At 42.4% G+C, this 13,645-nt stretch carries 13 protein-coding genes; 5 read left to right on the forward strand and 8 right to left on the reverse strand.

Annotated features, from left to right (window positions below):
- The first annotated feature begins 57 nt into the window (after positions 1 to 57).
- Positions 58 to 1,959 (forward strand): T9SS type B sorting domain-containing protein, encoded by a 1,902-nt coding sequence (locus tag BMX56_RS28560; protein ID WP_090653134.1) that lies wholly within the window; start codon positions 58 to 60, stop codon positions 1,957 to 1,959.
- A 1,297-nt stretch (positions 1,960 to 3,256) separates the two neighbouring features.
- Here the strand turns inward: BMX56_RS28560 and BMX56_RS28570 are convergent.
- Complete coding sequence (locus tag BMX56_RS28570; RefSeq protein ID WP_143065555.1) at positions 3,257 to 4,507, reverse strand: hypothetical protein; 1,251 nt, start codon at positions 4,505 to 4,507, stop codon at positions 3,257 to 3,259.
- A gap of 372 nt (positions 4,508 to 4,879) precedes the next feature.
- Here BMX56_RS28570 and BMX56_RS28575 point away from each other — a divergent pair, with 372 nt between their 5' ends.
- The gene (locus BMX56_RS28575; RefSeq protein WP_218152508.1) at positions 4,880 to 5,857 is read left to right on the forward strand and encodes an HNH endonuclease; all 978 of its coding nucleotides are present in this window, start codon (positions 4,880 to 4,882) and stop codon (positions 5,855 to 5,857) included.
- Between the two features lie 133 nt (positions 5,858 to 5,990).
- On the opposite strand, the gene BMX56_RS28580 is transcribed toward BMX56_RS28575, so the two are convergent.
- From BMX56_RS28580 to BMX56_RS30720, 4 genes are all read right to left on the reverse strand, one after another.
- Complete coding sequence (locus tag BMX56_RS28580) at positions 5,991 to 6,665, reverse strand: SEC-C metal-binding domain-containing protein (RefSeq protein WP_143065556.1); 675 nt, start codon at positions 6,663 to 6,665, stop codon at positions 5,991 to 5,993.
- Positions 6,644 to 7,696 (reverse strand): cyclic GMP-AMP synthase DncV-like nucleotidyltransferase, encoded by a 1,053-nt coding sequence (locus BMX56_RS28585; protein WP_090653138.1) that lies wholly within the window; start codon positions 7,694 to 7,696, stop codon positions 6,644 to 6,646. The genes BMX56_RS28580 and BMX56_RS28585 overlap by 22 nt, the downstream gene beginning before the upstream one ends.
- The gene (locus BMX56_RS28590; RefSeq protein ID WP_090653139.1) at positions 7,697 to 8,692 is read right to left on the reverse strand and encodes a CBASS cGAMP-activated phospholipase; all 996 of its coding nucleotides are present in this window, start codon (positions 8,690 to 8,692) and stop codon (positions 7,697 to 7,699) included.
- Between the two features lie 139 nt (positions 8,693 to 8,831).
- On the reverse strand, positions 8,832 to 9,035 hold the full coding sequence (locus BMX56_RS30720) for a DUF2188 domain-containing protein (RefSeq protein ID WP_090653140.1): 204 nt from the start codon (positions 9,033 to 9,035) through the stop codon (positions 8,832 to 8,834).
- A 146-nt stretch (positions 9,036 to 9,181) separates the two neighbouring features.
- Here BMX56_RS30720 and BMX56_RS28600 point away from each other — a divergent pair, with 146 nt between their 5' ends.
- On the forward strand, positions 9,182 to 9,514 hold the full coding sequence (locus BMX56_RS28600; protein WP_090653141.1) for a helix-turn-helix domain-containing protein: 333 nt from the start codon (positions 9,182 to 9,184) through the stop codon (positions 9,512 to 9,514).
- Positions 9,515 to 9,521: 7 nt separating this feature from the next.
- Positions 9,522 to 10,109 (forward strand): ImmA/IrrE family metallo-endopeptidase, encoded by a 588-nt coding sequence (locus BMX56_RS28605; RefSeq protein ID WP_143065557.1) that lies wholly within the window; start codon positions 9,522 to 9,524, stop codon positions 10,107 to 10,109.
- Between the two features lie 336 nt (positions 10,110 to 10,445).
- Here the strand turns inward: BMX56_RS28605 and BMX56_RS28610 are convergent, their stop codons facing one another.
- From BMX56_RS28610 to BMX56_RS28620, 3 genes are all read right to left on the reverse strand, one after another.
- Positions 10,446 to 10,811, reverse strand: a complete 366-nt coding sequence (locus BMX56_RS28610; RefSeq protein ID WP_090653143.1) for a hypothetical protein — start codon at positions 10,809 to 10,811, stop codon at positions 10,446 to 10,448.
- A 480-nt stretch (positions 10,812 to 11,291) separates the two neighbouring features.
- Positions 11,292 to 11,615 carry a hypothetical protein gene (locus BMX56_RS28615; RefSeq protein WP_090653144.1) on the reverse strand — a complete coding sequence of 108 codons (324 nt, stop codon included), beginning with the start codon at positions 11,613 to 11,615 and terminating at the stop codon, positions 11,292 to 11,294.
- Positions 11,616 to 11,635: 20 nt separating this feature from the next.
- The gene (locus BMX56_RS28620) at positions 11,636 to 12,007 is read right to left on the reverse strand and encodes a hypothetical protein (protein ID WP_090653145.1); all 372 of its coding nucleotides are present in this window, start codon (positions 12,005 to 12,007) and stop codon (positions 11,636 to 11,638) included.
- Between the two features lie 566 nt (positions 12,008 to 12,573).
- Here BMX56_RS28620 and BMX56_RS28625 point away from each other — a divergent pair.
- On the forward strand, positions 12,574 to 13,086 hold the full coding sequence (locus BMX56_RS28625; RefSeq protein WP_143065558.1) for a hypothetical protein: 513 nt from the start codon (positions 12,574 to 12,576) through the stop codon (positions 13,084 to 13,086).
- Positions 13,087 to 13,645 lie beyond the last annotated feature (559 nt).

Consider the following 13,645-nt stretch of genomic DNA (forward strand, 5'->3'; position numbering starts at 1 on the left):
TATTTGCATAGATTACAGCGTTTAACATTCGTTTTAATTTTCCGGCGACGAAGTTATATGAAAAAACACCTGCCTATCCTGTTAATAATTGTATCCCTGTTTCTTGTAATTACAGGAGTTTGGGCGCGGCCGGGCAAACCAGTAAACCCTATTTTATTTAAAATATCACACCAGGCCGAAACCGCCACGCCACAGCTTATCATTGGCGAGGTAACCGGGGCTATTTCTGCCTGCGCCGGTACCGCGTCTGCAAGTCCGGCCATTCAGCAATTTACGGTCTCGGCAAGCGGCTTATCTGCCGATGTACTGGTTACAGCACCCGCAGATTTCGAGGTATCGCTTACTGCCGATGGCACTTTTAGCGCAAGTGTTATGCTTACGCAAACATCCGGCTTAATATCCAGCCAGGTGGTTTATGTACGTTCATCGGCACAGGCGGTAGCGGGTAATATTTCGGGCGATGTCGCGCTAACTTCCGGCGATGTAACGCAAACGGCAAGAGTAACCGGGCACATTAACCCCCTGCCCCTGGTTAGCCCAATTCCCGATCAAACCCTGCAAAACGGACAGCTTACCATGGGCGTTATTTTCACCGGCACCGCCCGCAACTTCAGCTGGACAAATGACAACACCAGCATCGGCCTGGCCGCCAGCGGAAACCAGGGTATACCTTCGTTTACAGCCGTAAACACGGGTGCTGCGCCTGTTACAGCACATATTACCGTTACCCCGGCGCCGGCAAGCTATGCCTATGCAGCCAACAGCCCGGCCAACTCGGTTTCGCTTATCAATACCATTACCGGCAATACCGAGCAGGTTATTACCGAAGGGATGCCTGCAAACTCCAGCCCGCAGCGGCTGTTGTTTAACCCCGATAAAAGCCTGCTGTATGTAGAAAACGAGGGCTCGCATACCATAGCCGTAATCAATACCGTCACCAATAAGGTAGTCACTACCTTCCCGGCCGGGTTTGATCCTGTTGGCATGGTCATAAGCCCCGACGGCAGTAAGTTATATGTTACCGATGGCAGCACCAACCAGTTAACCACCATCAGCACGGCTAATTACGCCGTTATAAAAACCGTTACCACGGGCGATACCCCGTATGATTTAACCATCAGCGCCGACGGTAAAAAACTGTACATCATCAATGCCGGCTCAAACCTGGTGCAGTTTTATGATACCGCCACCGGTTATTTTGAATATGCCATCATTACCGGCACAACGCCCAACAGTATTATCATCAGCCCGGATAATAAAACGCTGTACGTGGCCAATTATAACTCGCGCGATGTAGCCGTAATAGATATTGCCGCCAGGCGTATCCTGTATAAAATAGATGTTGGCACGGCCGCCAATTGCCTGGCCATAAGCCCCGATGGCGCAAGGCTTTACGTATCCCTGATTAACGACAAAAAAGTCATCGTCATCAACACCCTCAGCCGCAGCATTGTAACCCCTATTGATGTAGGCCAAAACCCGGCAGGCATCACCACCAACAGCGATGGCAGCAAGGTTTATGTGGTTAATTCCCTTTCGCCGTATATATCCGTCATCAACGCGGCTACCAACGCGGTTACCCAACAAATCCCCGTTCAGTCCGGTGGCAGGTTTATGGCTATTTTGAGCGATAACGAATGCCCCGGTTTGCCGGTTCAGTTTTCCATTACCGTAAACCCGTCGGCGGTTCCGGTTGATATCAGCATCCCCAACAGCTTCTCGCCCAATGGCGATGGCAGCAACGATCTGTGGGCCATCACCGGCTTAAGCGCCTACCCCCAAAACACGGTAGAAGTATTTAACCGGTACGGCCAGCGGATATTCCGTTCTGCCGGCTATAACACCTCCTGGGACGGTACCTTCAACGGTCAGCCCGTTCCGCCCGCCACCTATTACTACATCGTAAACCTGAAAAACGGCAAGAAGGCGCTATCGGGCAGTGTAACGGTGGTGAAGTAGTTTGCAGTTTTGAGTGGGTTGTATCGCATGGCGGCGAAGACTCACCCGGCAACGCTGCGCTGGCCACCCTCTCTTCGGCTTCGCCGGAAAGAGGGGCTTGAAAATTTATTATTTATTTTTTCTATAATATATTGATATTGAACGTTCAAGCCCCTCTTTCCACCGCAGGTGAAGAGAGGGTGGTCGGGCGTAGCCCGTCTGCCCCTCCGCTTCGCGCATAGAGGGGCCAAAAAATTATTTTTCTTTCCTCAACCCTCTTTGCGGCGCAGCCGGAGAGAGGGTCGGCCAGCGAAGCGTAGCCGGGGTGAGTCGTAGCCGGCGTTCAACCGAAGGTTTATGCCCCCCGAACACGTCATGTATAACCCTAAAATTTCGCAAAATTCTGAAAGAAAGACAGCACACCGGCGTCCCCTGCCCAGCCCTGAAAGGGCGACATCCGTCTGCGATGGGCATCGCCCATCGATTAAACCATGCCAACCAAACAGCACAGGGCGATGCCCGGTGCTGAGAGATTAGTCCCTTTCAGGGCCGGGAAAATTCAAAAATTTACCTGGGTACTAAAAATATGCCGCAACGCCCCTGGCCAGCCCTGAAAGGGCAATATCCGCCTGCGATGGGCATAGCCCATCGATTAAAATACACCAACCAAATAGCCATGAAAGGGCGGCACATCAGCCGCAGTGGCAAGAGCACAGGGCGCAAATATTCGTCGGCCGGTATTACGATACTGGCAAAGAGGGTTCGGTTTTCTGCGACGTTATAACGGGTAACGAGTTTGTTGGAGGACAACTCTAACAAAGTGCGGGGAGGAATATCAACAAGGGCGGAGGAGTATCCCGCACAGTTCGGCATTAACGCACAATGGCAGCGAAAGCACGTATAGCCCTGTTCCGTTTGATTTTAAGTATTAGGGTTTGGGGCGAGTAAGCATTTAGTACTTCCTTTCGAAATTAAAATAATGGCGTTACCCCCGCTGGTAGAAGCGGCGGTCAGGCTTTACGTTACAAGTCCTCGCCATGCCTTTGCAGCCGGGGCCTGCGCGCTGCGGGCTTTTCACTGCAATCCTTAACGCGAGCTGCGGGTAAATTAAAAAACGGGTGTAACTTAACATCCGGGATTTGCATTTTTCAATACTAAGCATGGCGTTTACCTATCATCGGGGCACACGCGATACGCGTGCGCCAGCTTTGGGGGAGAGCGCAAATATTCGTCGGCCCGGTAGTATGATACAGGCAAAGAAGGTTTGGTTTTATGCATCATCATTTGGGTAACGAGTAGAACAAGGTGGATGAACATATTATTTATCAGTGGGTAAATAATATGTTTTTACTTTTACAATTTTTCCCATATCAACAGTTGTCGCTATCGTTTTACTGTTGTTTTTAACCTTACAAATAGCATAATCCGGATATAACTCCTTTATTATGAGGTCGAAATTTTTTGTTCGGCCAACATCAGGCAGATATAATTCAAAGTTATCCATCAACCCCTGGTTTCTGCCTATATTTATCTTAACCAATTTAGCCTCATCCTTTTTACTATTTCGTTCCGTAATTTCAGTGATGCTTCCTGTAATTGGAAAACTTCCTATCAAATAAATCCCTATTGTTGGTATTAGTTCTGAGTTAACAAACGCATTTTCTGATTCCTGCTTTGAAGAGTATGCCGTGGCCAACAGGCTAAAATTTGTTAATTTAAAACTATTAAAACAGCTTGTCTGATTGGTTTTTGTATTTAAAAATGATAACTCAACAACGGCATCCGTAAAAAAAGCCAACTTGGTATTAGTAGAATAATCCCGGCTTGACAGGTTAACTTTTGCAACTAATTTTAACGTATCCGCCAAACCTTCCAGGGTACGATCAAGAATTTTATCATTCGCCAAAAATTTAACCAACTTAGATATTACATAATTAGCATTGGTAGCAGCATCGGTAACATCAATGCTTTTTACTTTAACAATGTAATTTTTTTCATCGGCTATCATTCTACCTAACACATTTGTCAAATTTACGGGTGGGGCGGTGTACGATACAGCAGGTGCAGCTCCATTTTCAGTTTGTTGTGCGGCGATATTTGATACACTCCTTACACCCAGATCTTTTACAGTACTGATATGTCTTTTTTTAATCTGATACCCATTATCTGAACTTTCAAGGGTAATCTCACCTGTAAAAACCAAAACGGTACCTACGGGCACAAATTTAACATCATACAAAAATTGTTGCCCCGTTGCATATAGATCTGGTTTTTGCGGTGATAAACTAAAATCCTGCCAATATCCTACCATCCCATTCCCTGTCTTATACCCGCCTCGTTGCGTTTGTATCGTTATCTCAAAATCAATTTCATATACGTATTGCCCCATCACATTACGCATAATGCCATTGGTTTTTTTAAATGAAATTAAGTTGTAACTATGAGTAGGATCGTTCCCAAAAAAATTCTTATAATAGTTATTTACCATTTCAACTGCCATGGCTTTTTTCTCGTCTTCTGCCGATGTCGGCACAGGTGCAACAGCAACAGGGGATGTTTGATTAAACACGTCCTTGCTGCCGTTTTTGTACTTTATCATGAAAACATTACTTTTATCTTCCGTATAAGATGGGCCATCTAAATTGTCCCACTTTTTATATTTTATGGCATCGAGTAATACTTCAAGTACTTTTACCTGTATCTCGTTGCCGTTTTTCATAATCATCTGGTCTTGACCATATGCATTTAAGAGTAACGCGGTAAAAAAGCTGAGCAGCAAAAAGTGTTTTTTTTTCATTGTGACTATTTAGGTATAAGGAGTTAGTGGTTTATATTATAAATATATCATTAATCAAACGCTATTTGCAAACGTTTTATTAAATTATTGTATCACGATATGCTGCCATACAAAATTTTCTATTTTCACATATAATAAACACCGTTGTCATTACTAACCCAATTCCTTAACAAGTTAGCACGGTTAAACCGTGGTAATACCGCTTATGGCAAGGCACCGCACAAACCTGTGCTGTTAGTTACCATGGTGGAGTTATTTGAAAAAGGAATAATAACCAACAACCAGTTATTTGTCGATACCGACCTTGTGGGCACTTTCCAGGAAAACTGGCGCTTGCTGGTTACCACCCTCAATACGCCCGACTTTACCCTGCCCTTTTACCACCTGCAAAACGAAAAATTTAACGGCCAGCCATTCTGGTTTCTGCAAGCCAAACCGGGCTGCCAGATAAACGCCTACATAGGCAGCGTAAACACCCTAGCCAATGTGTTAAATTTTGGCTATTTCTCGCCCGAAGTTTATTTGTTATTGCAGGATGCCGTTTCGCGGACTGCCATCAAAGCCCTGTTATTAGATACCTATTTCCCCGGCACCAAAGCCAATTACCTGCAAAGCAAGCAAACCGGCTATGGTTACCTGCATGCCCTGGAAGGCTACGTTTTAAACGAACCCGAACCCGTATACCGCAAAATAAAAATTGAAACCGAGGAAGACGAGTTTGTACGCGGCGGCCTGTTTAAAAAACTGATCCCCAAAGTTTACAACAACACCTGCTGCATTACCGGCATGCGCCTGGCATCTTCCTTTGGGCATAATTTTATCGATGCCTGCCACATTGTACCCTTTAGCATTACTCACGATGATAAGGTTAGCAACGGCATTGCCCTTTGCCCCAACCTGCACCGCGCCTTCGACCGTGGACTTATCAGCATCGACGCCAATTACCGGGTAATGGTATCGGCCCATATTATTGAAGATGCCGAACATCCCTACAGCCTGAAACATCTGCATGGTACGCCTATTAAATTGCCTAACCACGAAGTTTATTATCCTGATTTAGGGAATGTGGAATGGCATAATAGGAATGTTTTTAAGAAGGGTTTAAGTAAGTACGCGATCTAATAAATTGTGATTGACCATATTTCATTTTGTTGAACTCAATTAGATAAGTAGACCCATCCAAAATAAACTTTACATTTTTTAATGCCCCACCAAATTACTAACCAAGATTGCCAACACAGGCCACCACGCTTTATCATAATTTATTAGAAATATTGTAAAACTTCACTGCGTGTTCGATTAGTAATTCTGTTCCCAAGGGGGCGAGTTTTTCGTAACTCTTTCTATGGCAATAACGATATTTTATCCCACTACCACAAAAGCACAAACTCGTTCTATCAGGTTTAAGTATCGTAGCGATACCATGTAAAAGCCTTGCAATTTGAGTTAAATTCCCTGTCTTCAAGAGTTGCGAATAGTACTCGTAAAACCCCAAACTACCATGACTGTACTCGCCATTTACATAATACCCTTCTACTTTTCGATGCGTTTGATTAAAGAGGTATGGTAATACTACTTCCGTCACATATTGTTCTAATGAGATACCTTTGATGCATCGCAAAATCTCCTCAGGCAAAATTTTAACGCAACAAGATAAAGTATCTTCATATATATGCCAATCTGCTATCTTTGGTATTTTGCCACCTACTTCATATAAGTTAGGAAATCTGTTTGGAAAACCATCACTACAAAATATCTCAACATTGTATGTTTCCCAAAATTTGTCGTTTCTGTCTACAACATCGATTTCCCCTGCTAAAATGGATTTCCCATCTCTTTCAATTTGAAAGAGTTTAGGGTATTTATTTAACACGGCAGGTATTTGAGCAAGAAACAACTCATACCCCATTAATAAACCAATTTCCCCCATGGCCTTGAACTTGCAGCACCAGCCGCTAAGCCGGCAGAGCCAATATTAAAACTTGTACTATTTATAGAATTCTCACAAGAAAACCTGTCCCCCAAGCTTTTTTGCCAGTGGCCACATGCTATTTTTTGGTTTGGTTCCTCAAGAGCCTTTTTTGCATTTTCGATAAACTGTCCGATGTAGTTCATAAAAGCATCTTTGTTCTTATAATTCCCGAGCAAATCTTCTCCCTTTGGCGTAGTAGGACGTGTACATTCAAATTTTCGTTGTAGGGAAGCTTGCATATTTACCAACGTTTCTTTTAAAGCTATATCGTCCCGTTCGTGCGGATGATAATGGTTAGTAGCAAGGATAGTCATAATCAAACCACAGGGCATTTCCTCTCTGCGTAAATCCCCCCAACTTTTAAGATATCGTACAATCCTACGCAATTGATGATCTTGCTTGCGAATGTCGGTTATCCATCTGCGGTACTCATCATACATTGCAGCTTCTAAGAGGTATGATTTTTTGAAGCCTGACTGTATTTTATCTTCAAACCATGCGATGAATTCTATTGGGTTACTTAATATCCATCCTAAAGCTTTATTTGCAAGGTCTGGATGGTCCAAATTATCTGCATAATAGATGGGGATATCAACGTGAAACCCTTTTTTATAGATTACCCTTACACAAGTTTCTTTATCAACAATTTTTTCAATATCATCATACCCGTGATCAATTGCTCTGATGACATATTCATGAAAAACTGCCGGGGCAGGCCTCTGTTCTTTAGATATGTTGCCTATGAAATAAACCCCATCGTCTAAATCGTAATCATCGTGGATAGGTACTATGATTGTATCCATGACAAATGAGCCTTGGCTTTGAAACTCTATGCGATGGTACTGAGCTAATGCGTGGCTAAATAAATTGTAGCCATTAATGATCCTTGCTCGCAAATCATCTCTTACGGTTATCAATTCTATTCGCTTGGCATCAGAAAGTTTGATTTTACCATTATAATCTTGAAATAAATTATGACAATTAGCCATTTAGTTGATATTAAAATGTTTACGACTTTTAAAAAACTTAGCTATATTTTGATCATTTTGAACAAGGAAGCCTCTGTCATTACCTTTTCCTCTAATAAATCTTATAGCGTGGGGAGTTGCACAATCCAGTTGTACAAGATGTTGTTGTTCTGCTGATATTGTTTCGGATGGTATACGAATGTATTTAATATTTATATTGTTCAGCTCACAAAGCTTTTCCATCATGTAGTTGGTAAAATAGCTTTGTCCTATCAATGAGGTTTCAAATAAATCATTACGCCATTGTAAAAAAGACCGTTCCCTCTTCAAGTTAAGTGGCTTACCGGATGCATTATTTAAACTACTTACAGATAATACTTCAATTGAGTCAAAATCTCTATCTTTTCCAACAAAATATGTTAATGCTTCAATTACCCCGACCATTGTAGGATTGTTAGCCCATACTCCGCCATCTATGAACTGTCGATTGTCAAGTGATTCAATTTCACAAAGGGGGAAATAAGTCGGTGCTGCTGATGTTGCCAATGCAACGTCTACGCAAGAGAGATTGTTATCTCTGCCGGGCAAGTGATTATGGTCAAACTTAAAAACTCTTGGAATAGCATTAGTAAAATTATAGGACGGTATACAAAGCAAATTTGAGCTATCGCCAATTTTAGCATCACCAAAAAGGCTTGTCAACACATCTTTTAAAGGCTTGTCACTATATTTTCCCTTCCACATAATTTGCTTTAAAATTCCTGCTATCTTGCTTTGTGTTGGAAAAATCACACCTCCTTTATCCTGATACATTTTACATATTGTTGATATAGGTATTTTTTGTGCCAAAGCCAACGCAATTAACCCACCCGTAGAAGTGCCACATATCATATCAAAATAATCGGATATCTGACCATGTTTTTTCTCAAGGTGTTCCAATATAGTTGCACTATATAGACCTTTGATACCGCCACCATCTATCGATAGAATCTTAAATGCAGTTTTGTCTTTTTCCATTATCACTTATTTAAAGATTAGCTCAACTTCTATCATCCATAAGGTATTACAAATAATAATTTATAATCCCTACATTGACCATGGTAAAAAGTATTGATGTTATAAAACATCGATACTTAATTTAACCATTTGCCTCCAATTAAGCTTTTCTCCATTGATCAGGTTTGCCGACACTCGTATGTCGAACCCGTTCTACATTTGGAGAGTGACCGGGATTTAATTCCCGCGCTCTTTCAATCGCCTCCCCCTGGGTAGGTAAAACATCCGATGCTCTCTGAGAACCTTGCCTTCTAACGGCGTAATCACCCTGATCACGGCGTTCAACATACACTCTTTTGTTCATTTCGTAACAGTTAATTTTTATTGAAATTTATTTGCACCGAATGTTGTTTTATTAATACATTCGTTTCATCAAAGATACAAAACAGATATGTATCACAAGTGAAACATTTGTTTAATTACTAACACATTTATGCAAGTTATCAACATATGAGTACTGTACTCGATACATCGAAGTTGGCAGATATGCTCAAATCAAAAAGAGGTAACAAGGGCTTGCGAGCAATTGCGGCAGAAATTGGGACTGTTAGCGCTCCCACATTATCACGAATAGAACAAGGCAGAGTTCCTGATGTAGATACTTTTGTAAGTATATGTAAATGGCTCAAAGTATCGACTGATTTTTTCATCATCGGCCAGTCTGATAACGAGTCGTCAAATCAAGAACGTGTAGTCGCTCATCTTCGCGCAGATAAGGAGTTGAACAAAGAAACTGTTGATATGCTTGTCAAAATGATTGATATGGCTTATAATTCAAAATAATATTGACGTGGCGGGCAAAGATTTACTCAAGTATGGTTTTAAAGCAAAAGCTGAAAGGTTATCAGTAGAGTTTCGGACAAAAATGTCCATACACCCTTGTGCACCTCTTTGCGCTTTTAAACTTGCCGAGCACCTAAATATACCTATTTATAGTGCTACCGAGTTTTTGAATTTGCCTAATGAGATAGATAAACTTTCTAATGAGAATTTTGGCTGGAGCGCATTAACGATGGTTACCCGCGCGAACAATAGAATCATAATTCACAATCCATACCATTCTCAAGCTCGGCAACAAAGTGATATAATGCATGAATTAGCACATGCTATATGTGAGCATAAACAATCACTGGACATCTACGATTTCAATATACCTTTAGGTATGAGACATTTTGATGAGTTACAGGAAGAAGAAGCAATTTGTCTTGGCTCTACTCTTCAAATAGCGCGACCAGGCCTGCAATGGGCATTAAAGCGGGGCTATACAGTTGAACAAATTGCTCATCACTTTAATTCAAGCGTTGAGATGGCCACGTATCGGCTGCGAATTAGCGGCGTTGCTAAACAACAAGCTTTTAGAAGTAAAATAAGTGCTTAATTAGATTCAATCGAACGAGTCCCCCCCCCCGCTGCCGCAAGGCTCCAGCCTTGTGGCCCACATGCTAAGTTTACGCCGTGCCTTTAGGACAATCAACAATGTTTGTTGTTAACCTTAAGTTCTTCTATTACTCTTATGCTCTGTTTAAAATACAAAATCCTGGATGAAATTAAACATCCGGGATTTGCATATTCATTACTTATCATGGCGTTTACCTATCAGCGGGCCACAAGGCTGGAGCCTTGCGGCAGCGACAAAACGCTTGCGGTAGCTATCTACGCGGTAGTGCGCATAGTGAGCTCTTGCATTCTGTGTTATATTATTTATAGTTTACAATTATCGGTTAAGATAATCCCTATACTCTTCTTGAATCATTCCAGCCGAAACATATTTAGTATTTGATGCATTATATGTTTGAGTTGCGAATTCCAAGGCTTCATCTATTGATGCAAACGTATTTATTACTCCGAAAGGCTCATCAGGATCTAATAATAAAAACTCGTAAATGTCTAATAAGTCTTCATTTCCTTCGTCGAAGGATTCAAAATATGATACTGAATAGCCTTGATTTTTCTCCTTATCGATCCTTAACCATTTAAGTATCACGCAATCATCTTCCCCGGTAAAACCTAACCACTGTTCTATGGATTTGCCAAGTCTTACGTTGGATTTAATCTGCTCTTCGGTTAAATACTGTTTCATAATTCAATTTAATTATTTATTCCCCATTTCCAATCCTCTCATATACCAATGTAATTGTGAGTCTTGTTGTTTCATTTAGCTTCTGGTCGGTGTTATCACACTGCCCACAGGTTGAAACACGTGCGCAATTTATAAATCGTTTTAGCATCCCAGGCTATCACCGATTTTATCCTATGCTGACCTATCCGTTTCGTGTGTGCTACTGATAGGTAAACGCCATGACACAGTATATATTTTCCAGTTCGATACCGGCAATTGGATAACGACACACGTGCGTAAGCAAAAAGGTGGGCAATTTGTAAACCGTTTTAGCTTGTCAACCTATGGCCGATCTTATCAACAACGCTCCCATCCGATAGCGCACGCGAATATGCCATACTTTCGCCTGGTTCGCTAACGCCTCAAAACGTCAGTTAACAACAAAACGCCAGGCTCAAGTGAACCTGGCGTTGCATTTAGCCGGCAAAAACCAGCGCCGCATTAAAAAGCGCCGTCGTCGATAGTTATCGTCACTTTTCTTTTTTTATCCTGCAGGTATTTGGTAAGGCAAAATAATGTTGGGCGGTTATCGTAAAAATACGACCGTTGAACAATGATGTCTTCAGGCACATCAACACCTTTTGCAAGCAAATATTCCTTGTTTATCAGTTGCTCTTTTACAAATTCAAAGCGCCCGCTTCTATCGGGTATTGAAAAAAGTTCGGCAACCACTTTTTGAAACGGTTCATCGTTGTAAAAAGAGATCAGCTCGGCATAAACACTTTTTAATTCGTCTTCGGTGTACGTTACTAAGGATTGTGTCATATGTCAAAAAAAAATTTAGGTTATTGAGGTGTATCGGTTGCAGGCCACGAGTAACCGTAGGTAGCGCAGGCAATATAGCCAACAGAACCACAAATGGTATGCGTGCCTCCTATCCTTAAGGCATCATCATCTTTAGCGGGGTTATAATCAAATGATGCCAGCGGATGTGAGGGATCTTCAAAAGTGCGTAACGTGATCCTGAATTTCTCGTTGATGGGAATATGCCTTTTTCTCATTTCATCGATATTAGTAATTTTACGGGCATAATCAAGCCGCTCTGCTTCGGGCTGCGCCTCGATATCCGAAATAAACTTTTTAAAGTTAGGATGATTGATGGTTTCGATTAAACTGTTGGTCATTTCCGGATCAACTTCATACTGTTTGTGTTTCATGGTTTTTGTTTTTTTGATTATTTAAATTAAGAGCAATAAATACCACCAATTCAGTTAATTAATTAACCATAAGTGTCATTTATTTCTCTACAAATAAACTTAGTCGACCAAAGAAAACACCTACTCATATGTTGCAAATTCGTTCGACTTTGTTGCATATGCTGTAGAAAAGCAACCTTTAATGCTGCGGCAGGCCGGTGTACCCGCGTGCAAACCTGGATTCTATTGGGAGGCCTTAGGTTTACAATTTCCCGGCGTTTGCGTTAGGGATTGAAATGGGTACCGGCCCACGAGCGTAATGCCTGCAGGCGTATGAATGTAAAGCCCGGCCCGCAGGGAACGCCCGGAAGAAGAATTCAAGAGGTTAGAATCAAGAGTTAAGACTTTTTTGGCTTGTGTGCGGGGATGGGGTTTTAGTATCAGGTAGTAAGTATCAGGTAGCAAGATTTTTTTGGGCTTGTGTGCGGGGATGGGGAGTTTTAGTATCAAGTAGTAAGTAGCAGGTAGCAAGACTTTTTTAGTTTCACCGGCGGGTTGGTTGCTTTTAAATTGGCGACACGCAGCACATGATACGCAACAGAATTATGTTATATTTGGCGTCTGAACCAAGTCGCACTATGTATTTGAAGCCTTTTTGCCTTATCCTGTTAATAGCTTTTCCGCTGGCTATTTTTGCACAATCAAACTATCATGCGGGTTATATTTTAAAAAATAACGGCGATACCGTAAAAGGGTATATTAATTACCGCGACTGGCAGCAATCGCCCATACTTGTCGACTTTAAGGTTGAGAAAACGGGTAACCAGGTGCAGCAGCTTGATGCTAAGGCTATTAAAGGGTTTGGGATAAGCGGCGCGGAAACCTACATGAGCTATACCGGCCCGGTAAGTATGGATAAAACCAGTTTCCCCGATTTGCCCGATGGTTTTGATACCACCCAAACGGTGGCTTCGATATTTTTAAAGCGCCTGGCAACGGGCGAGCATTTAACGCTTTTTAAGCACCGCGACGATATTAAAACCCGCTTTTTTATTGCCGAAACAGCCGCCGAACCGGCCGAGCTGAGGTACCAGACGTAAACCTCAAAACAATCATCCTTATAACGCCTGGTTCGGTTCTATATCTTCAAATGCACTGTCGCGACAGGGTACTTACCCGCCGCAATTCTGTTAACAGAAATTACCAATATAACAAGATGGATTTTCCCACTCAGCCCCCGCCAAAAACAGCCCACACCCAAACCCCGGTACCCGAAGGGTACATATTGACGGCATTAAGGTAGGCGATGGCGACCTAACGGTGGCAGATAAGGAGCCGACGAGGTGCCGGCAGGGATACCCCTATTCCGCTGTGCTATTCTGAAGATTGATGGATTATAACATGGCTATGCCTGCGAACGGAGGCGTTGATCAGCCTGTGAATTGCATGTTCTATGATTGCCCGAACACTTAACCTACTGTCTATAAACCATATAAGCGTTCAGTGCCGAACACCCGAACGGTACGGTATCCAACCGAACACCAATGAACCAGTGAACCAATGAAACGCAAAAAAGCCCTTGACTGTTTCCAGCAAGGGCTTGATTTAAGATTTGGCACCGACCTACTCTCCCACGTTTTACCGCAGTACCATCGGCTC

The organism is Mucilaginibacter sp. OK283 (assembly GCF_900110415.1).
Taxonomy (GTDB): Bacteria; Bacteroidota; Bacteroidia; order Sphingobacteriales; family Sphingobacteriaceae; genus Mucilaginibacter.

Excerpts from the sequence above, each read along its gene's own strand:
- BMX56_RS28560 (WP_090653134.1), top strand. The coding sequence starts at position 58 with ATGAAAAAACACCTGCCTATCCTGTTAATAATTGTATCCCTGTTTCTT.
- BMX56_RS28580 (WP_143065556.1), bottom strand. The coding sequence starts at position 6,665 with ATGGGGGAAATTGGTTTATTAATGGGGTATGAGTTGTTTCTTGCTCAA.
- BMX56_RS28585 (WP_090653138.1), bottom strand. The coding sequence starts at position 7,696 with ATGGCTAATTGTCATAATTTATTTCAAGATTATAATGGTAAAATCAAA.
- BMX56_RS28590 (WP_090653139.1), bottom strand. The coding sequence starts at position 8,692 with ATGGAAAAAGACAAAACTGCATTTAAGATTCTATCGATAGATGGTGGC.
- BMX56_RS30720 (WP_090653140.1), bottom strand. The coding sequence starts at position 9,035 with ATGAACAAAAGAGTGTATGTTGAACGCCGTGATCAGGGTGATTACGCC.
- BMX56_RS28600 (WP_090653141.1), top strand. The coding sequence starts at position 9,182 with ATGAGTACTGTACTCGATACATCGAAGTTGGCAGATATGCTCAAATCA.
- BMX56_RS28610 (WP_090653143.1), bottom strand. The coding sequence starts at position 10,811 with ATGAAACAGTATTTAACCGAAGAGCAGATTAAATCCAACGTAAGACTT.
- BMX56_RS28615 (WP_090653144.1), bottom strand. The coding sequence starts at position 11,615 with ATGACACAATCCTTAGTAACGTACACCGAAGACGAATTAAAAAGTGTT.
- BMX56_RS28620 (WP_090653145.1), bottom strand. The coding sequence starts at position 12,007 with ATGAAACACAAACAGTATGAAGTTGATCCGGAAATGACCAACAGTTTA.
- BMX56_RS28625 (WP_143065558.1), top strand. The coding sequence starts at position 12,574 with ATGATACGCAACAGAATTATGTTATATTTGGCGTCTGAACCAAGTCGC.